Raw genomic sequence first — 20,348 nt, 5'->3', positions numbered from 1 at the left:
AGCCTGTCATCGGGCCGCGCTTCGCGCGGACCCGGTGGCTCCTCGCAATGACGTTACGCAAACTCCAAAATCAGCGCATCCACCGCGAGCGTCGCGCCGGCGCTGGCGTGGATCTTCTTCACCGTGCCGTCCTGCTCGGCGCGCAGAACGTTCTGCATCTTCATGGCTTCGACCACCGCGAGCGTCTCGCCGGCCTTGACCTCCTGCCCTTCGGTCACCGCGATCGAGACCACGAGACCGGGCATCGGACAAAGCAGCTTCTTGCCGGTGTCGGCAGCCGTGGTCACCGGCATCAGCCGCGCCGAGGCAGCTTCCGCTTCGGTCCAGACATAGACCGGCACCTCGACGCCCTGATGCGCGAGGCGGATACCGTTCGCGATCGGGCGCACCTGCACCGCGACGACATGCCCGTCGATGCTGCCCTGCCAGACAGGATCGCTCGGCTTCCACGGCGACAGCAACAGATGCGCATTGCCGGTCTTGCCGTCAGCATTGACGAAACGCACCGCGACCGCCTCGCCCTCGCGCGCGATCTCCAGCAGGATCTCCTGGCGGTCGAGCCAGACCGCACGGCGACGCTCGCGCTGCACGATGCGGCCGCCCATCTGCCCCGAGATCTGCCGCTTGCGCTCGCCGAGCACGTGATCGATGGCGGCGCCGACCGCAGCGAGCCGCCGTGCGACCTCGCCTTCAGGCACGCGCACGGCAAAGCCCTTGGGGAATTCCTCGGCGATGAAGCCGGTGGAGAGCCGGCCTTCGCGCCAGCGCGGATGATGCATCAGCGCCGACAGGAACGGGATGTTGTGGCGGATACCGTCCACATAGAACGAGTCCAGCGCAGTGGCCTGCGCCTCGATCGCGGCGGCGCGCGACGGCGCGTGGGTGACGAGCTTGGCGATCATCGGATCGTAATGGATCGAGATCTCGCCGCCCTCCTGCACGCCGGTGTCGTTGCGCACGGTGATACCGTCCTGGCTCGCTTCCGCCGGCGGACGGTATTTCACCAGACGCCCGATCGAGGGCAGGAAGTTGCGGAACGGGTCCTCCGCGTAGAGGCGCGACTCCACTGCCCAGCCGGTCAGCGTGACGTCCTTCTGCGCAATGGCGAGCTTCTCGCCGGCGGCGACGCGGAGCATCTGCTCGACGAGGTCGACGCCCGTGACGAGCTCGGTGACAGGATGCTCGACCTGGAGGCGCGTGTTCATCTCCAGGAAGTAGAAGCTCTTGTCCTGCCCCGCGACGAACTCGACGGTGCCGGCGGAGTCGTAATTCACCGCCTTGGCGAGTGCGACCGCCTGCTCGCCCATCTTGCGGCGGGTGGCTTCGTCGAGCAGCGGCGACGGCGCTTCCTCGATGACCTTCTGGTTGCGGCGCTGGATCGAGCATTCGCGCTCGCCGAGATAGATCACGTTGCCGTGCTTGTCGCCGAGCAGCTGGATCTCGATATGGCGGGGATCTACGATAAACTTCTCGATGAAGACCCGGTCGTCACCGAACGAGGCCTTGGCCTCCGCCTTGGCGAGGTTGAACCCTTCGGCGACCTCGGAGGTCGAATGCGCGATGCGCATGCCCTTGCCGCCGCCGCCGGCGGAGGCCTTGATCATCACGGGATAGCCGATCTCGTCAGCGATCTTGACCGCGTGCGTAGCGTCCTCGATGACGCCGAGATAGCCGGGCACGGTCGAGACTTTTGCCTTCGCGGCAGCCCTTTTGGATTCGATCTTGTCGCCCATCGCCGCGATCGCGCCCGGGTTGGGGCCGATGAAGACGATGCCGGCCGCCTCCAGCGCGCGCGGAAACGCCTCGCGCTCGGACAGGAAGCCGTAACCGGGATGCACGGCCTCGGCGCCGGTCTTGCGGCAGGCCTCCACGATCTTCTCGATCACCAGATAACTCTCGGCCGCAGCCGGCGGGCCGATCAGCACGGCCTCGTCGGCCATCTCGACATGGAGAGCGTCGCGGTCGGCCTCGGAATAGACCGCGACCGTCTGAACTCCCATGCGGCGAGCGGTCTTGATGACCCGGCAGGCGATTTCGCCGCGATTGGCGATCAGAATGCGTTTGAACATGCTTTTCTTGAGTCTCGACCTTGGGCGGGACCCTTCCCTGGCCGTTGGAGCCTATGGGAGGGGCCGTGTGGCTCCCGTGGTACATCAAAATAGGCTGGAGGCAACGGTCAAAATCCGGCCCCTCTGGCGTACCAGCGCAAGACCGAAGCAAGACCGAAACGGGCCTGACAGGCCCCGGACGGCCTACGGCTTCCCGGCCTTGCCCACGTTCCGGACCACGCCGTGAATGAAGCCGAGCTTGTCGACAACGACCGGCGAGAGGATGAACGGATAGAGATCGCGCATGCCCATGGCGCGGTTGACGCTGTTCATGGCGAAGGTGAAGGGCAGCCATGCGTTGACGATGGCCTCGACGTCCCTCGCTTCGTACGGGTTGAAGCGGATGCGCGCCGTCAACTCCCCGTCGCGGTCCACCTTGGGCCGCACCTCCATGCCGAACTCGCTAGCCATCTCCAGAGTGTCGACGATGTGAAGATAGTGCGCCCAGGTCTCGGCGAAATCTTCCCAGGGATGCGTGGTCGCGTAGGCAGAAACGTAGTTCTGCTGCCAGTCCGGCGGGGCGCCTTCGGCATAGTGGCGCTGCAAGGCCTGACCGTAATCGGCGGAATCGTCGCCGAACACGGCGCGGCATTCGTCCAGCATGCCGCCGTCGCGCACCAGCACGTCCCAGAAATAGTGCCCGACCTCGTGGCGGAAATGCCCGAGCAGCGTCCGGTAGGGCTCGCCCATCTCCAGCCTGCGCCGCTCGCGCTCGATGTCGTCGGCCTCGGTCAGCGCGATCGTGATCAGGCCGTTGTCGTGGCCGGTCAGGACCTTCTGCCCGCTCTGCGGATCGTCGGCGAGGAAATTGAAGATCAGGCCATGTTCGGGATTGTCCTGCCGGGTCTGGAGCGGCAGCTTCCAGCGGATCAGGGAATAGAACAGCCGGTGCTTCGCCATCTCCAGCTCGCGCCAGCCGGCGAGTTGCGCCTGATCCGACAGATCCGGCACGACGCCGTTATGCCGGCAGGCGCGGCAATAGCCGGTGGTATCACCTGCATCCGTCAGCCAGTTGCAGGAATCATATTCGGCATTACGGCACGGCATGCGTCCGCTGCCCTTGTCGGCGAGCGTGGCCCAGACCTCTCCGTCGGGCTCGATCGCCGACATCGTCTCCTTCTCCGGCAGGAACGCGACCCGATGGCCGCAGCGTTCACAGGTGCGGTTCTCGAAATAGAGGACGTTGCCGCAGGCCTGGCAGACAAAAAGCTTCAAGATTTAGCCTCTTCGGAAAGGGAGCTTTTGGGAATGACAGTTGTGGCGCCTCGCGGATACGCGCGCGGCGGGCTCATCGTTCCAATGTTCGGAACAAATAGCCAGACTTGGCGTTCGCTCATGCCCACCATACTGCATCCGGCGACGCCTTTCTTTCCATATTCCCTCTGAGCAATGGCCATCGCGCTACGTCTGTGTGAATATCGGTCCGCCACGTGCGCTCTCGCATCACAACGGCCAACGCCTTGAACGATCCTTTGCCCGAGACCATCGCCGCCGAAAAGCTGCGCCAGCACCTGGAAGATGTTGCGCGCGAGCGCGACAACGCCTATCGCGCGCTCCAGGAGCGCGAAGCCGAACTTGCGCGCATCCAGCGCATCGGCAAGGTCGGCGGTCTCGAAGTCGATTTCCGCGAAGGCTTCAAGAACCGCCGTTCGCCGGAATATCTGATGCTTCACGGCCTGCCGCCGGAAGCTGCCGACGAGTCGCACGAGGACTGGATCAATCGCATTCATCCCGGCGACCGGGACGCTACGGTGAAGCACTTCATCGAAGCGCTGTCCGGCACCAGTGAGGACTATACCGCAGAATACCGCATCATCCGCCCCAGCGACGGCGAGACCCGCTGGATCCGCGTCGTCGCCAAGATCGAGCGGGACGGTGGCGGCCGCGCCCTTCGCCTCGTCGGCGCCCATATCGACGTCACCGACCAGATGCTGGTGCGTGAGACCCTGCGCGAGAGCGAAGAGCGCTTCCGGCTGATCGCCGACAGCGCCCCGGTGCCGATCTGGGTCACCAAACTCGACCGCACACGGTCCTTCGCCAACCAGGCCTATGTCGATTTCGTCGGCCTGCCCTACGACCAGGCCATTGCCTTCGACTGGCGCAAGGTGCTGCATCCGGACGACCTGCCCCACGTGCTACAGCAATCCGTTCAGGGCGAAGCATCACTCAAACCGTTCGTGCTGGAAGCCCGCTACAAGAACGCCGCCGGCGAATGGCGCTGGCTGCGTTCGGAATCGCAGCCGCGCTGGGACCCGACCGGCAGGCATATCGGCTTTATCGGCGTTGCCCATGACATCACCGTGGCCAAGCAGGCCGAGATCGAGCTCCGGCAGCTCAACGAGACGCTGGAAGAACGCATCGCCGAGCGCACCGCCGAGCTCGAATCCAACGAGGCGCGGCTGCGCGCGATCCTGGAGACCAGCAACCAATATCAGGGCCTCGTCAATCTCAGGGGCGAGCTGCTTTACGCCAACACGACCGTGCTCGACGCCATCAAGGCGAGCCCTGCGGACGTGATCGGAAAGCCCTTGTGGCAGACGCCCTGGTTCAGCACGACGGACGGCATGAGCGTGCGGGTGCGCGAGGCCTTCGACACCGTGCTCAAGGGCGAAGCCGTGCGGCTGGAGATGCGCCTGCGCCTTCCCATCGGCGAGCGCGATTTCGAGTTCGGCATGCGCCCGGTGCTCGACCGCCACGGCAACATCACCGGCGCGGTGCCCGAGGCTGTCGACATCACCGAGCGCCGCCGCGGCGAGGAAGCGTTGCGGCAATCGCAGAAGATGGAGGCGATCGGCCAGCTCACTGGCGGCGTCGCGCACGACTTCAACAATCTGCTCACCATCATCCGCTCGGCCACCGATTTCCTGCGCCGCCGCGAGCTGCCGGAGGAGCGCCGTCGCCGCTATGTCGATGCTATCTCGGACACCGTCGAGCGTGCCTCCAAGCTGACCGCCCAGCTGCTGGCGTTTGCGCGCCGGCAGCCGCTGAAACCGCAGATCTTCAACGTCGGCAGCCAGGTTGAAGGCGTGGCGCAACTGGTCCGGCCGCTGGTCGGCGGCCGCATCGAAATTGCGGTGGAGGTTCACGATGGCGACTGCTTCACGGTCGCCGATATCGCGCAATTCGAGACCGCGCTAATCAACCTCGCCATCAACGCCCGCGACGCCATGGACGGCGAAGGCCGTCTCACCATAGCGGTCCGGAAAGTTCAGGGAATCCCCGACCTCCGCACGCAACCGGCGCGCGGCGGCGACTATGTCGCGATCTCCGTTGCCGACACCGGCAGCGGCATCGCGCCCGAAAACATCGAAGCCATCTTCGAGCCGTTCTTCACCACCAAGGAGGTCGGCAAGGGCACCGGCCTCGGCCTGAGCCAGGCCTTCGGCTTCGCAAAGCAGTCCGAGGGCGACATTGCCGTGACGAGCACCCATGGTGAAGGCGCGACCTTCACCATCTATCTGCCGCGGGCGCACAGCCCCGCGACAGATCAGGAAGCCGCGGCGCTGACCTATGAGGCCGCGGCCACCGGGCGCGGCTATCGCGTGCTCGTGGTGGAAGACGACGACGAGGTCGGCCGGTTCTCCACCGAGCTGCTGGAAGACCTCGGCTATGTCGTCCGCCGCGCCGCCAACGCCAATGCGGCGCTCGCCATTCTCGGCGAGAACGAGTTCGCCGTCGATCTCGTTTTCTCCGACGTCATCATGCCCGGCATGAACGGCGTCGAGCTCGCCGGCATCATCCGCGAACGCTATCCGGGCCTGCCCGTCGTGCTCACCTCTGGTTACAGCAACGTTCTCGCCGAGAACGCCGATCGCGGTTTCGAGCTGATCCAGAAGCCGTATTCGGTCGAAGCGCTGTCGCGCATCTTGCGCAAGGCAATCACGGCAAAGCCGTCGATGGCGCGATGAGTGTTATGGTCGCACGAAGCTGCCACAAACTCCGTAGTTGCGAGCGCAGCGAAACAATCCAAAATCTTTCCGCGGAAACAGTCTGGATTGCTTCGTCGCTGCGCTCCTCGCAATGACGGCGCTATCGCGCCGCTCCAACCCAACGGGCTTTTGAACAACATTGTGGACTGAAACTCGGGCCGAGACGCGGCAATCGCAGATAGCCGTCCGCGCTCGCGGGGGGAAGACATCGACATCGGCTTCCGCTATCGCTGCCGAATGAACCGACACATCTCAAGGATCGAACGTGCCGTCTAACGCCATCTGGGCCTGGAGCATCATCGTCGTCGCGACCGGAGGCGTCATCATCCGGCCCTTTCGCCTGCCGGAGGCGATCTGGGCCATCATCGGCGCCAGTGCGCTCGTGCTGTTCGGTCTGCTGCCCTGGCGGGATGCGCTCACCGGCATCGAGAAAGGCGTGGATGTCTATCTTTTCCTGATCGGCATGATGCTGATCGCCGAGCTGGCGCGGCTCGAAGGCCTGTTCGACTATCTCGCAGCGCTCGCCGTGGAACATGCCGGCGGCTCGCCGCAGCGGCTGTTCCTGCTGATCTACATTGTCGGCACGCTCGTCACCGTCCTGCTCTCGAACGACGCCACCGCGATCGTGCTGACCCCCGCCGTCTATGCCGCGACGCGTGCGGCCGGCGCCAAGCCGCTGCCTTATCTCTTCGTCTGCGCCTTCATCGCCAATGCCGCGAGCTTCGTGCTGCCGATCTCCAACCCCGCCAATCTCGTCGTGTTCGGCGCCCACATGCCTGCGCTCACCGAATGGCTGCAGCTGTTCGCCCTGCCCTCGGCGGCCTCGATCCTGCTGACTTATGTCGTGCTGCGCCTGACCCAGCACCGCGCCCTGAAGGAAGAGACGATCGCGCGCAGAGTGCCGCATCCCAAGCTCGGCCGCGGCGGCAAGCTGACGGCGATCGGCATCGTGGCGATCGGCGTCGTGCTGGTCACGGCCTCCGCGTTGGACAAGCAATTGGGCCTGCCGACCTTCGTTTGCGGCGTGGTGACAGCCGCAATCGTGCTGCTGCTCAACCGGCAATCGCCGCTCCCCGTGCTGCGCGGCGTCTCCTGGAGCGTGCTGCCGCTGGTCGGCGGATTGTTCGTGATGGTGGAAGCGCTGATCAAGACCGGCGTGATCGGGCAGCTCAGCGCGCTGCTGCATGAAGCTGTCGGACAATCCGTGACGAAGGCGGCCTGGAGCGTCGGCATCGCCACCGCGGTCGCCGACAACATCGCCAATAATCTTCCCGTCGGTCTCGTTGCCGGCTCGGTCGCCGCCAGCGATCACTTGCCCGCGGCGGTCGTGAGCGCCATCCTGATCGGCGTCGATCTCGGTCCCAATCTGTCGGTGACCGGTTCGCTCGCCACCATCCTGTGGCTGGTGGCGCTGCGGCGGGAGAAGATCGAAGTCGGCGCCTGGCCGTTCCTCAAGCTCGGACTGCTCGTGACGCCGCCGGCCCTGATCGCGGCCCTGGCGGCCGCGATCAGGTAACTTGCGAGATCAGTCGTTCTCGTAGCCGTAGACTTCCGGCAGGATGAAGATTGCGGCAAGCAATCCGATCAGCGGGAAGATCGCGACGAACAGCGTGGCATTCGCCTGCCCAATCGCCGCGAACAACGACGGGAACAGGAAGATCGCGAGGAACGACGGCAGCTTCACGAACATGTAGGCGAAGCCGCTGGCGGTGCCGCGATATTTCGGCTTGGCGACCATGGTCGGGATCGTCATGCAGTTGGAGGCATCCCAATAATGGCCCCACAGCATCGCGGCAGCCGCGAACGGCAGCAGGATCTTGTTGTCGGTGTAGAGCGCGAAGGCCGCGACCAGCAGCGAGACCAGCACGATCGAGAAGCCCGCGATCGAGATGCCGCGGTGGCCGATTTTCGGGGTCAGCAGCGGACCGACCCAGCCCGACACGGCAGCGAAGGAGAACAGCGCCATCGTCACCAGATTGATGCCGAGCACGCTCGACACGCCGACCATCACGAAGAGCACCGGCAGGTAGAACGCGAAGGTCGAGAACTCGCTGGCCTGCGCGAAGCAGGCGATCCAGCCGTAGATCGTGGCGCGCCAGCGGATCGGATCCTTCTTGAGGTCGGCGAGGAAGTCGCGGGTGGACACCTTGGGCACCTCCACGTCATGGTCCGGCAGCATGGCGAGGTCGTCGTTGAACATCTCGCGCGCGACCTGCTTGGCCTCGCGGTAGCGTCCCTTCTGCACCAGCCAGACCGCCGTCTCCGGCACGTCGTGCCGCATGATCAGGATGATCAGCGCCGGCAGCGCGCCGAGGCCGAGCGTCACCCGCCATAGCGTTTCGTGGTTGATGTCGAGCAGCAGGAAGATCACGATGACGCCGATCGTCAGGACCTCACCGACCGCGAACATGAATTGCCAGCGGTTGCCCATGACTTCGCGCTCACCCTTGGCCATGGATTCCATGATGTAGGTGTAGCCGGTCGAGATGTCCGAACCGAGCGGAACGCCGAGCAAGAAGCGGATCACGACGAGCCAGAACACATTGGGCACGAAGGCCTGCGCCAGCGCCAGCACGATGAACAGCACCATCGTCACCAGGAACATGACGCGGCGGCCGATCTTGTCGGAGAGCCAGCCGCCGAGCAGCGCACCGATCAGGGCGCCGCCTTGCGTACCGGCCGCGGCCAGGCCCAGCATCAGCGGATCGGGATTGAACTGCTCCTTGATGAAGATCAGCACGAAGGCGATCGAATAGAGATCCCAGGCTTCGACCAGGATCGAGGCCATCATCAGCCAGCCGACCTTGTTGCCCTTGGGACTGTAGTTCGTGATGAGGTAGCGGACCGCGGCTTCGCTCGCGGTCGGTTGTGGCATCGCCATCGTCGACATCTTTGGTCCTCTCTTCAAAACTTTCTTACGTGCCAAGCAGCGGCTCGATGCTGCAATCGAGCAGGCGCGGGTCGATCCCGACCTCCATGCCGGTGAACATCTCGCCCATGTAGTCGATCAGTGCATCGCTCGCCTTCACCGCGTCCTCGACGCGGCGGCCGGCGACCGCGGCGAGAATGGCGAGGTGACGATCGATCGTGCCTGACAGTTCGGCCTGTCCCGGCATGAACCGGTGGTGGATGTAGCCGATGCGCCGGTACAGCGTGTGTAACGGCCGTAGCGTGTGCACCAGAAACGGCTCGCCTGCCGCCTCCAGCACCAGCGCGTCGATGCGGCGGTCAATACTGTTGAACTCGTCGAGGGTCAGAGTGGCGCGGCGCTCGCGCAAAAGGCGCTCGATATGCAGCGCCTGATTGCGGTGCGAGAGGCTGGCGCGATCGGCCGCAAGCCGGATCACGAAGCGCTCCATGTCGCGGCGCAAGGCCAGCAGCATGCGCTCGCGTGCCAGATCGATCGGCGCAATGCGCAGACCGTGGCGCGGTCGGATGATGATCAACGTATCGGCGGAGAGACGATTGACGGCGTGATGAACCGGCGTACGGCCGAAGCCGGTGATGTGCTGCAATTCCAGCATCGTCATGAACTGGCCTGGCTTGAGCTCGCAATGGACGAGCAGCTCTTCGATCCTCTGGTAGGCGAGCTCGAAGAAGTTGAGACGGTTGCGTCGGAAGGGCTTGCCCTCGCCGTCGTCGTTCCTCACCACCTCGAGCGCGCGCTTGCGCGTTGCCATGCCGTCTCTCCCTCAGCCCGCGCCGTCGTTGCTGGATGGCGCCTTGTTGGTGATATCCCTAAAACATGTTGTGATATATTACAAGCGAGCGTAAGACTTCGCATGCGCCCGCACCATGTTGCGGTGCGGAATGACAACAAGACGGCGCTGCGCGCGCCTGCGACGGGAGGAGTATTGCCGTGAAGATCACGTCGATAGAGACGCTGCGCACCGAAGAATTCTCCAACGTCATCTGGGTGCGCGTCCACACCGACACGGGCATGATCGGCCTCGGTGAAACCTTTTATGGCGCCGGCGCAGTCGAGGCGCAGATCCACGACACCTTTGCCGGCCGCCTGCTCGGCCGCAATCCGCTGCACATCGAGGCGATCCATCGCGACATGCTGAACCTGCCGATGGCGCAGTCGTCCACCGGCGTCGAATATCGCGCGGCTTCGGCAATCGACATTGCGCTGTGGGACCTGTTCGGCAAGGTCTGCAATCAGCCGGTCCACCAGATGCTCGGCGGCCTCTGCCGCGACAAGCAGCGCATCTACAACACCTGCGCCGGCACCCAATATGTCCGCTCCACCAATATCAGCCCGGTCGCGAACTGGAATCTTGGCGCTGCCAAAAGTCCCTACGAAGACCTCGACGGCTTCATGCACCGCGCCGACGCGCTTGCCGAAAACCTGCTGGAGAGCGGCATCTCCGCGATGAAGATCTGGCCGTTCGATCCGGCGGCGCAGGAGAACAAGGGTCTCTACATCTCCGCCGCGCAGATGAAGCAGGCGATCGAGCCGTTCGAGAAGATCCGAAAGACGGTCGGCGACAAGATGGAGATCATGGTCGAGCTTCACTCGCTGTGGAACCTGCCAACCGCAAAACAGATCGCGCGCGCGCTCGAGCCCTACAAGCCGACCTGGTACGAAGACCCGATCCGTATGAACTCGCCGCAGGCGCTGGCCGAATATGCCCGCTGCACCGACGTCTGGGTCTGCGCCAGCGAGACGCTGGGCTCGCGCTTCCCCTACAAGGACATGCTCGACCGCGACGCTATGCATGTGGTGATGGCGGATCTGTGCTGGACCGGCGGCCTCACCGAGGGCCGCAAGATCGCGGCGATGGCCGAGACCTATCACCGGCCCTTCGCACCGCACGACTGCATCGGCCCGATCGGCTTCATCGCTGCCATCCACATGTCGTTCAGCCAGCCCAACACATTGATCCAGGAATCCGTGCGCGCCTTCTACAAGGGCTGGTACAATGAGCTCGTGACCACCATGCCCACGATCAAGGATGGTTTTGTCTATCCAATGGAAGGCCCCGGCCTCGGCGTCGACCTTCTGCCTGCCGTCTTCGACCGCTCCGATCTGACCGTGCGCCGTTCCAACGTCTGAGGATTCTTGAGATGAGCACCGCCCTCTTCGATCTTTCCGGCCGCACCGCGCTCGTGACCGGCTCCTCCCGCGGCCTCGGCCGCGCCATTGCCGAGGGCATGGCCAAGGCCGGCGCCAAGCTGATCATCAACGGCGTCGATCCCAAGCGTGTCGAGCAGGCCGTCGCCGAGTTTCGCGCCGCCGGCCACCAGGCCGAAGGCGCCGCTTTCAATGTCACCGACGAGCCTGCGATCGTCGCCGCCTTCAACGACTTCGACAAGAGGGGCATCGCGGTCGACATCCTCGTCAACAATGCCGGCATCCAGCACCGCAAGCCGCTGGTGGAGTTCACCACCGACGAGTGGCGCAAGGTGATCGAGACCAACCTCACCAGCGCCTTCGTGATCGGCCGCGAGGCGGCCAAGCGCATGATCCCGCGCAAGTACGGCAAAATCATCAATATCGGCTCGCTCGGCAGCGAGCTCGCGCGTCCCACGATTGCGCCCTACACCGCTGCCAAGGGCGGCATCAAGAACCTGACCCGCTCGATGGCGGTGGAATGGGCCCAGCACGGCATCCAGGCCAACGCGATCGGCCCCGGCTACATGCTGACCGACATGAACGAGGCGCTGGTCAACAACACCGACTTCAACAACTGGCTGATGGGCCGCGTTCCCTCCAAGCGCTGGGGCCGACCGGACGAGCTGGTGGGCGCTGCGATCTTCCTGGCCTCGGATGCCTCGACCTATGTCAACGGCCAGATCATCTATGTCGATGGCGGCATGATCGCTGCGATGTGAGCCGCGAAACGCTGAGGGAGCCAACCATGCACGCCGTCGTCATTCACGCACCGAAAGATCTGCGGATCGATAGCTATCCAGATGCAGCGCCCGGTCCGGGCGAAGTCCGCGTCAAGATCGCGAACGGCGGCATCTGCGGCTCCGATCTGCACTACTATCATCACGGTGGCTTCGGTGTCGTGCGCATCCAGCAGCCGATGGCGCTGGGGCACGAGATCGCGGGCGTGGTCGCAGCCGTCGGTGACGGCGTCACGAACGTGAAGCCGGGCACTCGGGTCGCGGTCAATCCGAGCAAGCCGTGCGGCCGGTGCCTGCATTGCCAGGAGGGTATGCGCAACCAGTGCCTCGACATGCGCTTTCTCGGCAGCGCGATGCGCTTTCCCCATGTGCAGGGCGGCTTTCGCGAATTCATCACGGTCGATGCGGCGCAGGCCGTTGCGATCGCCGACAAGCTGTCGCTGGCGGAAGCCGCGGTCGCCGAGCCGCTCGCGGTGTGCCTGCATGCCGGCAAGCAGGCCGGGCCCCTGCTCGGCAAGCGCGTGCTGATCACCGGCTGCGGCCCGATCGGCGCGCTGATGATCCTGGTCTCGCGCTTCGGCGGCGCGGCCGAGATCGTGGTCACCGACGTCGCGGAGGCGCCGCTAGCGGTCGCCAGGAAGCTCGGGGCCAGTCATGCCATCAATGTCGCGGCCGACGCCGCGGCGCTCGATCCGTGGCGCACCGGCAAGGGTGTGTTCGACACGCTGTTCGAAGCCTCGGGCAACCAGGCCGCACTCCGCACCGCGCTCGACGTGCTCAGGCCGGGTGCCACGTTGGTGCAGCTCGGCCTGGGCGGCGAAATGACGCTGCCGATCAACTCCATCGTCGCCAAGGAATTGCAGCTGCGCGGCACCTTCCGCTTCGATCCCGAATTCGAGCTGGCGGTGCGGCTGATGGGCGAAGGCCTGATCGACGTCAAGCCGCTGATCACGGCGACCATGCCGTTCGAGAACGCGGTCGCAGCGTTCGAGCTCGCCAGCGACCGCTCGCAGTCGATGAAGGTGCAATTGACGTTCTGATCGATGAGCGCTGCTATTGGTTCTCGATCAGCCGGTCGCTGACCAGCCGCACGGCGCCCCGTTTCCAGGAATAGTCCGCGCCCAGGCGCAGGCCGCTGTCGCCGCGTGCCAGCACCGCGCCGGTCCTGGCATCGCGCACCTGGAAGCCGAGCGTGTATTCGGTGCGGCTGACCCGCCGCACCACCCCGATCAGAGACTGATCCGCACCGAGCCCTTGCGCCATCGCCGCTTCGCAGCCGCCGCAGTCGCGTAAAGCGCGTGCCTTTACCGCCTCCTCGTTCGCGCTGCCGACATCGACGAGGCGGTAGCGGCCGGATTGGCCAAGGGCATCGCGCACACTGCCGGTCACTTCGGCCAGATTGGATGCATCTGCGGCCGCGAGACCGGCGGCCGGCGCCGCGGTGTTGTCCTCGAGCTCGAATTCGAACACCGCCAGCGCGATCGGCGCGGGTGCGCCGAGCGCGGCCATGATCTCGCGGGAGACGAAGATCTCGGCACGCTCCCATGATTCATCATTGTCGCCGCGGAAGGTGTAGAGCTTGTCCATCACGACCTTCCTGGCGCCAACGTCGATCACGGCGACCTTGGCCCATAGCACCAGTGTGCTCGTCTTCTGGATGCCGCCGATCACCTTGAACGCCGCGCCGTCCTGGGCCGAGGGCACCAGCCGGTAGCGCCGGTCTCCGCCGATATCTTGCCGGAGCGCAGCCATGAAGGCCGCCAGCCGTCGCTCGTGGGCGGCGGTCTGGTTGGCAGGCTCCGCTGACGTATCGGTATAACTGAAATCGTCCATGGCGACGCCGACGGCAGTCTCGGCACCAAGCGCATAAGCCGGCGGAAGGACGACAAGGAGACAGACTGAGAGGATCAACCGGCGCAGGTGCATAAATGTGCCTCGTATGACGGAGCGGCGCACAATCTGGACGGCGTAATCAGGGCTCGCAGCAGCGCCGGTCCCGGCGATGACCGGGAAAATTTCACGACGGTGCACCGCACTCACACCTGACGGCTTTGCGCTAGGTGCGTTCTGCCGTTTAATGCGGGCGCGACAACCCGTTCGCACCAGGTGCCCGCCGATGTGGAACCGCCCGAGGTTCGATCTCAAAGTCCGTCTGACGTTGCGCGTGGCCGCGATATCGGCCGCCTGCTTCGCCGTTATCTCCGCCTATTTCCTGATTACGGCCGACCGCGCGGCGCATGCGCGCCTCGACGACATCGCCGCCATCGTCGCCAAGACGCTGGAGCTACAGCAGGGCAAGATCCAGTGGGTCGCCAGCCCGCGCTCGGACTTTCCCAACCTCGACCCCGTTTCGGCCTATGTGATGACGCCCGGCCTGTGCCTGGCATTCCGCGGCACGAGCGGCGACATCCTCCAGCGCTTCTGCAGCGGCGCGCCCGCCCCGGCAAACCCGCCGCCGCAAGCCTTCACGGCCTTCTATCGCAGCCTGTTCGACCCCGGCCGCGAAGCGGCACGGCCTGTGATCGTGCGCGGAGCGAAGCTTGGCGACGCCGTGGTCTCGGTCGAGCCGGCCGTGCAGACGGCGGAGGCCTGGCACGAGGCCGGCCGCCTGATGCTGGCGCTGGCGATCGCGCTGCCGCTGCTCTGCGCCCTGGTCTACGCCGCGCTGGCACGCGCGCTGCGCCCCACCCGCATGATCCGCACCGGCCTGGAGCGGATTGCCGCCAACGACCTCACCACGCGGCTGCCGCCGTTCGACCTTGCCGAGCTCTCCCCGATCCGCGACGGCTTCAACCATCTCGCCGAAAGCCTCGAGACCGCACTTGCCGAACGCAGCGAGCTGACGCGGAAGCTGATCGCGCTCCAGGACGAGGAGCGCCGCCATCTCGCGCGCGAGCTGCATGACGAGTTCGGCCAGTCGCTCGCCGCCATCCGGGCGCTCGCCTCCTCCGCCCGCCAGACCGCCGCGCAGGACTGCCCTTCCTTGCTTGGCGAATGCGACGGCATCGCGCGGACCGCAACCGGCATGATGGAGACGTTGCGCGGCACACTGTTCCGGCTGCGGCCGCCGGATGTCGAGGAGCTCGGGCTCGTCGCCAGCCTCGAAGGCCTGGTCGCGGGCTGGAACGGGCGCAGCCGCGGCGAGACGCGCTTCTCGATCCGGTTCGACGGCGCATTCGAGACCCTGCCGGCCACGATCAGCGCCAGCCTCTACCGGATCGTGCAGGAGGCGCTCACCAATGCCGCCAAGCATGCCGTCGCCACGCGGGTCAGCCTGGAATTGACGATGGGGGCGAGCGAGATCGCGCTTGCGATCGACGATGACGGACGCGCGACCGATCCCGTCGCGAAATCCGGAATGGGCCTGCTCGGCATGCGCGAGCGCGTCGCGGCCTTGCGCGGCCAATTGAGCTTCGAGGCCAAGCCGAACGGCGGCTCCGCACTGCGCGTCGTCATTCCGCTCGCAGCCGCCGATCGGCCGCCGCTGGAGCACGCCGCATGAGCGCGGCCGGCGCGACCATTCTGCTGGTCGACGACCATTCCGTCGTCCGCGAGGGCTATCGCTCCGTGCTCCAGAAGCAGCCGGGACTTCGCGTCATCGCCGAAGCCGCCGACGGCGCCGAGGCCTATCGTCTCTACAAATCGGAGGCGCCCGACCTCGTCATCATGGATCTGAGCATGCCCGGCATCGGCGGCATCGAGGCGGTCAGGCGCATCAGGCAGTGGGACAAGGGCGCGAGGATCCTCGTCTTCACCATGCACGAGAATGCCGGCTTTGCCGTGCAGGCGATCCGCGCCGGCGCCAGGGGCTACGTCACCAAGACCAGTCCGCCGGAGACGCTGGTGCGCGCCGTGATGGACGTGCTCGCCGGCAGGATCGCAATCAGCCCCGACATCGACCATGAGCTCGCGCTGAGCCGGCTGGCCGGGGAAAGCTCTGCCGCCGACGTCCTCACGCCGCGCGAATTCGAAGTGCTGCGGCTGCTGCTCGCCGAGAATACGACAGAGGAGATCGCCGAGACGCTCCATGTCAGCCCGAAGACGGTGGCGAACCTGCATTCCCTGATCAAGGACAAGCTCGGCGTCGGATCCGACATCGAGCTGGTCCGGCTGGCGCTGCGCCAGGGCATCTTGACGGAGGTCGATCTCGGCGAGGCCTGATTGCTCAAGCCAGATAGCGCGTGAGATAGCCTTCCATCGCGTAGAGCGCACAAAGCGCAAGGCTCGACCACACGGCGGCGGTGAAATACAGGAACATCCAGGTCAGCTCGCCCTTCCAGTGCGCGATGTCGTGGGTCACGACCCAGCGCGTCGAGACGTCATGCAGGCCTTCGAGGAAGCCGAGCAACCGGTTGCCCTCTTCATACCCTGCCCGCCAGCGGCTGAGATACATCGGCACGTCGACGGTGACGAGGAAGGCCAGAAAGCAGGCGATGCCGACGATGCCGGCAATCAGCGCCCAGCGCACCGGCCCCTGGAATTCCGGCATCAGCCGGCACAGCGCGATGCCCGCGAGGAAGAATGTCACCGCCCACAGCGAGTTCTCGATCGCGTTGAAAAGGAAGTTTGTCGTCACCACCGCATACCAGGAGAAGCACTCCGCGATGATGATGATGGGCACGATCACCCACGCGATGTTCACAACCGTCTCGGCGCCCGTCATGGTCCCGAGTTGATGCAGGATGACCGCCCATTGCGCCGCGAAGCACAGTTCGGCCACGGTCGCGACCGTGCGGCCGACGAAGACGCTGGAGAGCCAGGTGTCGAACAGACAGATTCGCTGCACGTCGGCGCGCGGCAGGAACGAGCGGAAGGCGCAGCCGAAGACATAGCCGGCGCAGAGCAGGAACATCACTCCGATGTCGGAGCCGCCACTGATGCGGCCGGCGGACGTGGGATCGAACGCGCGGTACAGCATGAACCAGGCGAGAATGTTGGCAGCACTGACCAGCGTCAGGGACCCCCACCACCACGCGAGGGGATTTGTCCGCGCCTGCTGCAACATGAATCGCTCCGCTGTAATCGATATGACATTCAGTCGTAATAATCCTGTCACACCAACCCACGGAATCACGACTAGAATCTGTGTGCGGCGGAGCTCGTCGCGCACATTTTATCCGCACGGGCAACGCCGGCGTGTCCGGATAGTGGACACAAAATACTATTTTATGAATCTATTGGACAACCGCCCCGACCGGGTTCATTTAATCCTCGATGGCCAAAACCGCGTCCAAACCGATCCGCGCCTCCTCGTCCGCTGCCGCCGTGCTGGCGGACAGCATCGACGACGCCGCGTTCGCGACGACGCTGGCAAAGGGTCTCGTGGTGCTCGAAGCGTTCAAGGCGGGAGCGACGCAGCTCGGCAACATGGAGCTGTCGACGCTGACCGGGATTCCGCGTCCAACGGTGGCGCGGCTGACGCATACGCTCGCCGAGCTCGGCTACCTCCGCTACGATTCCGAACGCGCCAAATATCGCGTCGGCGCGCGCGCCCTTCGCATGGCGCATCCGCTGCTCGCCGACATGCAGTTCCGCCAGGTCGCGCGGCCCATGATGCAGGAGCTCGCGCAAAGCGTGCGCGGCACGGTCTCGATCGGCCTGCTCGATGCGACCTCCATGATCTATGTCGAGACCGCGCGCTCCGGCGACGTCGGCCCGCACGTCCCCGACATCGGCATGCCCATTTCCGTGGTGATGACGGCGATGGGCCGTGCCGCGGCGGCGACCTTGCCGCAGGCCGATGCCGCGCTGCTCGAAGAGCGCATTGCAAGCGAGGACACCGAGCTGTGGTCGGCCTTCCGCGAGACATACCGCGCCGGCCTCGCACAATGCATCAGCCGTGGCTTCTGCACCTGCTTCGGCGAGTACATCGCCTCGATCCATGCCGTCGCCGCGCCGCTGTTTCATGCGCGTGAGGCGAAGCAGGCCTTTTCGATCAATTGCGGCATCCCCGCATTCCGGCTCCAGCCCGGCCAGCTGGAGGGCGAGATCGGCCCGCGCATTGCCGCTCTTGCCGACAGCATCCGCACCATGATTGGGGCGGCACCGGCGACCGAAACACAAAAGCAGAACAAGAAGAGCGCCAGGCGATGAACAAGACAATCGGCGCTCCGCCATCGGGAGGCCACCATGACCATCACACGGCGAACATTTTTGGGCACCCTCGCTCTTTCGATATCCGGACTTCCATTCGCCGCACGCGCTGAGGACGCCTGGCCGTCGCGTATGGTGCGGCTGATCTCGCCTTACGGGCCCGGCGGCTCCAACGACATCTCGCTGCGGCTGCTGGCCGAAGAGTTCGGCCGCAACCTGCACCAGCAGTTCATCGTAGAGAACAAGCCGGGCGCCGGCACCCGCATCGCCAACGACACGGTCGCGCATGCGCCGGGCGACGGCTATACCCTCCTCTATGTCGCGGCGCCCTACGCGACCGCCGAAGCGCTGTTCGGCAAGCTGACCTATGAGCGCAAGGATCTGCAGCCCGTCGCGATGGCTGTGATCGCGCCGCTGTTCCTGATCATCAGCGCGGATGCGCCGTTCAAGACGCTTCCCGAATTGATCGCCTACGGCAAATCGAAGCCGGATGGCCTGACCTTCGCCTCGCCCGGCGCCGGCTCGCAGCCGCATCTTGCCGGCGAACTCCTGTTCAAGGATGCCGGCGTCAAGGGTCTCAACATTCCCTTCCGTGGCGATGCCGCGTCCTACACCGAACTGCTCGCCGGCCGCGTCGATGCCACGCTGACGGCGCTGCCGACCGCACTGCCCTACATCCAGAGCGGCAAGTTCATCGTGCTCGGCGTCGCCTCGGCCGAACGCAGCGCGCTCTATCCGCAAGCGCCGACCCTGCGCGAGCAGGGTTTTCCCAACGTGGCCGCGGCCGGCTGGTACGGTTTCATGGCGCCTTCGACGACGCCGCGGGCCATCGTCGACAAGCTGCAGGCCGAAGTCTTGCGCGCGCTGGCCGAGCCGGTGGTCATGGACAAGCTGACCGCCCAGGGCCTCGAAGTGCGCGCCGGCACCGCGGCCGAGTTCGGTCAGTTCATCGACAACGAAACAAAAAAGTGGACCGGGCTGATCCGCGAGGCCGGTCTCAAGGGCGAGTGACAGTCACGAACAGGGAATGGAAATGAAAAACGTACTTCTCAACCGTGTCCCGGCAGTCGCGATCGTTCTCGCGCTATCGATCCCGGCGGCACAGGCCCAGAAGAAATACGATCCCGGCGCATCCGACACCGAGATCAAGGTCGGCCAGACCGTCCCGCTCAGCGGGCCGGCCTCGGCCTATGCCGTCATCGGCAAGACCCAGGCCGCCTACATGAAGATGATCAACGACCAGGGCGGCGTCAACGGCCGCAAGGTCAATCTGATCCAGTATGACGATGCCTATTCGCCTCCGAAGACGGTTGAGCAGACCCGCAAGCTTGTCGAAAGCGACGAGGTGCTGCTGACCTTCCAGATCATTGGCACGGCGCCCAATGTCGCCGTGCAAAAATATCTCAACGCCAAGAAGGTCCCGCAGCTCTTCGCGGCAACGGGCGCGGCGCGTTTCACCGATCCGAAGAACTTCCCCTGGACCATGGGCTTCAATCCGTCCTACCTCGTCGAGGGCCGGATCTACGCGCAATATCTTCTGAAGAACCATCCGAACGCCAGGATCGGCGTGCTCTATCAGAACGACGATCTCGGCAAGGATTACCTCGCCGGCTTCAAGGCAGGTCTCGGTGACAAAGCGAAGATGATCGTCGCCGAGACGTCCTACGAGATCACCGAGCCGACCATCGACTCGCAGATCCTGCGGTTGAAGGATGCCGGTGCCGACGTGCTGTTCAGCGCCACCACGCCGAAACAGGCCGCGCAGGCGATCAAGAAGGTGGCCGAGATCGGCTGGAAGCCGCTGCACATCATCGACATCAACGCCTCCTCGGTCAGCGCGGTGCTGAAACCTGCCGGACTCGACAACGCCAAGGGCGTCGTCAGCGTCGGTTATGTCAAGGATTCAGCCGATCCCGAATGGAAGGACGATCCCGGCATGAAGCGATATCTCGCCTTCATGGCCAAGTACTACCCGGAGGGCGACAAGGATTCGAACCTGAACGTCTACGGCTATATCACCGCGCAGCTGCTGGTGCAGGTGCTGAAGCAATGCGGCGACGATCTCACGCGCGAGAACGTGATGCGCCAGGCCGCCAGCCTGAACAACATCGCACTCGACCTGACGCTGCCGGGGATCTCGGTGACGACGACGCCGACGGACTATCGCGTCAACAAGCAGTTCCAGATGGTGCAGTTCGACGGCCAGCGCTGGCAGAAACTCGGCGACATCGTCACGGACGACGCGAAGGAATGAAGCGCCCCTCATCCCGAGGGGCGCGCGCCTTGAAGAATGAAGGCTTCACCAATGGTCCTCGTGCTTCGAGGCGGCCGCTCCGCGGCCTCCTCCGCATGAGAGAGGAAG

The 20,348-nt window shown here is 65.0% G+C and carries 16 protein-coding genes; 10 read left to right on the top strand and 6 right to left on the bottom strand.

All coding sequences use genetic code 11. The annotated features are described in order from the left end of the window. Positions 1 to 53: 53 nt before the first annotated feature. Together IVB54_RS17085 and IVB54_RS17080 are read right to left on the bottom strand one after the other, a co-directional pair. Complete coding sequence (locus IVB54_RS17085; protein ID WP_247777377.1) at positions 54 to 2,069, bottom strand: acetyl/propionyl/methylcrotonyl-CoA carboxylase subunit alpha; 2,016 nt, start codon at positions 2,067 to 2,069, stop codon at positions 54 to 56. Between the two features lie 183 nt (positions 2,070 to 2,252). Continuing rightward, entirely contained in the window at positions 2,253 to 3,323 is a 1,071-nt protein-coding gene (locus IVB54_RS17080; RefSeq protein ID WP_085384458.1) for a putative zinc-binding peptidase, read from the bottom strand. A gap of 215 nt (positions 3,324 to 3,538) precedes the next feature. On the opposite strand from IVB54_RS17080, the gene IVB54_RS17075 reads away from it, so the two are divergent. Both IVB54_RS17075 and IVB54_RS17070 read left to right on the top strand, forming a co-directional pair. Next, positions 3,539 to 6,016, top strand: a complete 2,478-nt coding sequence (locus IVB54_RS17075) for a PAS domain S-box protein (protein WP_085384459.1) — start codon at positions 3,539 to 3,541, stop codon at positions 6,014 to 6,016. Between the two features lie 286 nt (positions 6,017 to 6,302). Continuing rightward, positions 6,303 to 7,553: an arsenic transporter gene (locus tag IVB54_RS17070; RefSeq protein WP_247777376.1), complete on the top strand. Its 1,251-nt coding sequence runs from the start codon at positions 6,303 to 6,305 to the stop codon at positions 7,551 to 7,553. Between the two features lie 9 nt (positions 7,554 to 7,562). Here the strand turns inward: IVB54_RS17070 and IVB54_RS17065 are convergent, their stop codons facing one another. Further along, positions 7,563 to 8,927, bottom strand: coding sequence for an MFS transporter (locus tag IVB54_RS17065; RefSeq protein ID WP_085351341.1), 1,365 nt, complete (start codon positions 8,925 to 8,927; stop codon positions 7,563 to 7,565). 25 nt (positions 8,928 to 8,952) lie between these two features. Beyond that, on the bottom strand, positions 8,953 to 9,717 hold the full coding sequence (locus tag IVB54_RS17060; RefSeq protein WP_018455240.1) for a GntR family transcriptional regulator: 765 nt from the start codon (positions 9,715 to 9,717) through the stop codon (positions 8,953 to 8,955). A 179-nt stretch (positions 9,718 to 9,896) separates the two neighbouring features. Between IVB54_RS17060 and IVB54_RS17055 the strand changes: the two genes are divergently transcribed. From IVB54_RS17055 to IVB54_RS17045, 3 genes are read left to right on the top strand one after another with little or no spacing between them, the layout of a single operon-like run. Next, a complete protein-coding gene (locus IVB54_RS17055) occupies positions 9,897 to 11,096 on the top strand; it encodes a mandelate racemase/muconate lactonizing enzyme family protein (protein ID WP_085351339.1) in 1,200 nt (399 codons plus the stop codon). Between the two features lie 11 nt (positions 11,097 to 11,107). Then, positions 11,108 to 11,875 carry an SDR family oxidoreductase gene (locus tag IVB54_RS17050; RefSeq protein ID WP_085384460.1) on the top strand — a complete coding sequence of 256 codons (768 nt, stop codon included), beginning with the start codon at positions 11,108 to 11,110 and terminating at the stop codon, positions 11,873 to 11,875. Positions 11,876 to 11,901: 26 nt separating this feature from the next. Beyond that, on the top strand, positions 11,902 to 12,933 hold the full coding sequence (locus IVB54_RS17045) for an L-idonate 5-dehydrogenase (protein ID WP_247370549.1): 1,032 nt from the start codon (positions 11,902 to 11,904) through the stop codon (positions 12,931 to 12,933). A 13-nt stretch (positions 12,934 to 12,946) separates the two neighbouring features. Here the strand turns inward: IVB54_RS17045 and IVB54_RS17040 are convergent, their stop codons facing one another. After that, positions 12,947 to 13,819 carry a DUF3280 domain-containing protein gene (locus IVB54_RS17040; RefSeq protein ID WP_247370547.1) on the bottom strand — a complete coding sequence of 291 codons (873 nt, stop codon included), beginning with the start codon at positions 13,817 to 13,819 and terminating at the stop codon, positions 12,947 to 12,949. A gap of 190 nt (positions 13,820 to 14,009) precedes the next feature. On the opposite strand from IVB54_RS17040, the gene IVB54_RS17035 reads away from it, so the two are divergent. Both IVB54_RS17035 and IVB54_RS17030 read left to right on the top strand, forming a co-directional pair. Next, entirely contained in the window at positions 14,010 to 15,395 is a 1,386-nt protein-coding gene (locus IVB54_RS17035) for a HAMP domain-containing sensor histidine kinase (RefSeq protein WP_247777375.1), read from the top strand. Next, entirely contained in the window at positions 15,392 to 16,054 is a 663-nt protein-coding gene (locus IVB54_RS17030) for a response regulator transcription factor (protein ID WP_085384464.1), read from the top strand. Before IVB54_RS17035 ends, IVB54_RS17030 begins: the two co-directional genes overlap by 4 nt. A 4-nt stretch (positions 16,055 to 16,058) precedes the next feature. Here the strand turns inward: IVB54_RS17030 and IVB54_RS17025 are convergent, their stop codons facing one another. Continuing rightward, positions 16,059 to 16,898 (bottom strand): hypothetical protein, encoded by an 840-nt coding sequence (locus IVB54_RS17025; protein WP_247563201.1) that lies wholly within the window; start codon positions 16,896 to 16,898, stop codon positions 16,059 to 16,061. A 209-nt stretch (positions 16,899 to 17,107) separates the two neighbouring features. Between IVB54_RS17025 and IVB54_RS17020 the strand changes: the two genes are divergently transcribed. The 3 genes from IVB54_RS17020 to IVB54_RS17010 are packed head-to-tail and all read left to right on the top strand — an operon-like array spanning position 17,108 to position 20,240. Next, positions 17,108 to 17,986 carry an IclR family transcriptional regulator gene (locus IVB54_RS17020; protein WP_204511429.1) on the top strand — a complete coding sequence of 293 codons (879 nt, stop codon included), beginning with the start codon at positions 17,108 to 17,110 and terminating at the stop codon, positions 17,984 to 17,986. A 36-nt stretch (positions 17,987 to 18,022) separates the two neighbouring features. Continuing rightward, positions 18,023 to 18,997 carry a tripartite tricarboxylate transporter substrate binding protein gene (locus tag IVB54_RS17015; protein WP_204511430.1) on the top strand — a complete coding sequence of 325 codons (975 nt, stop codon included), beginning with the start codon at positions 18,023 to 18,025 and terminating at the stop codon, positions 18,995 to 18,997. A gap of 22 nt (positions 18,998 to 19,019) precedes the next feature. Next, the gene (locus IVB54_RS17010) at positions 19,020 to 20,240 is read left to right on the top strand and encodes an ABC transporter substrate-binding protein (RefSeq protein WP_204511431.1); all 1,221 of its coding nucleotides are present in this window, start codon (positions 19,020 to 19,022) and stop codon (positions 20,238 to 20,240) included. The last annotated feature ends 108 nt before the right edge of the window (positions 20,241 to 20,348 follow it).

It is taken from the genome of Bradyrhizobium sp. CW1 (assembly GCF_023100665.1).
Lineage (GTDB): Bacteria > Pseudomonadota > Alphaproteobacteria > Rhizobiales > Xanthobacteraceae > Bradyrhizobium > Bradyrhizobium canariense_D.
This window is presented reverse-complemented; position numbering and strand designations above follow the sequence as displayed.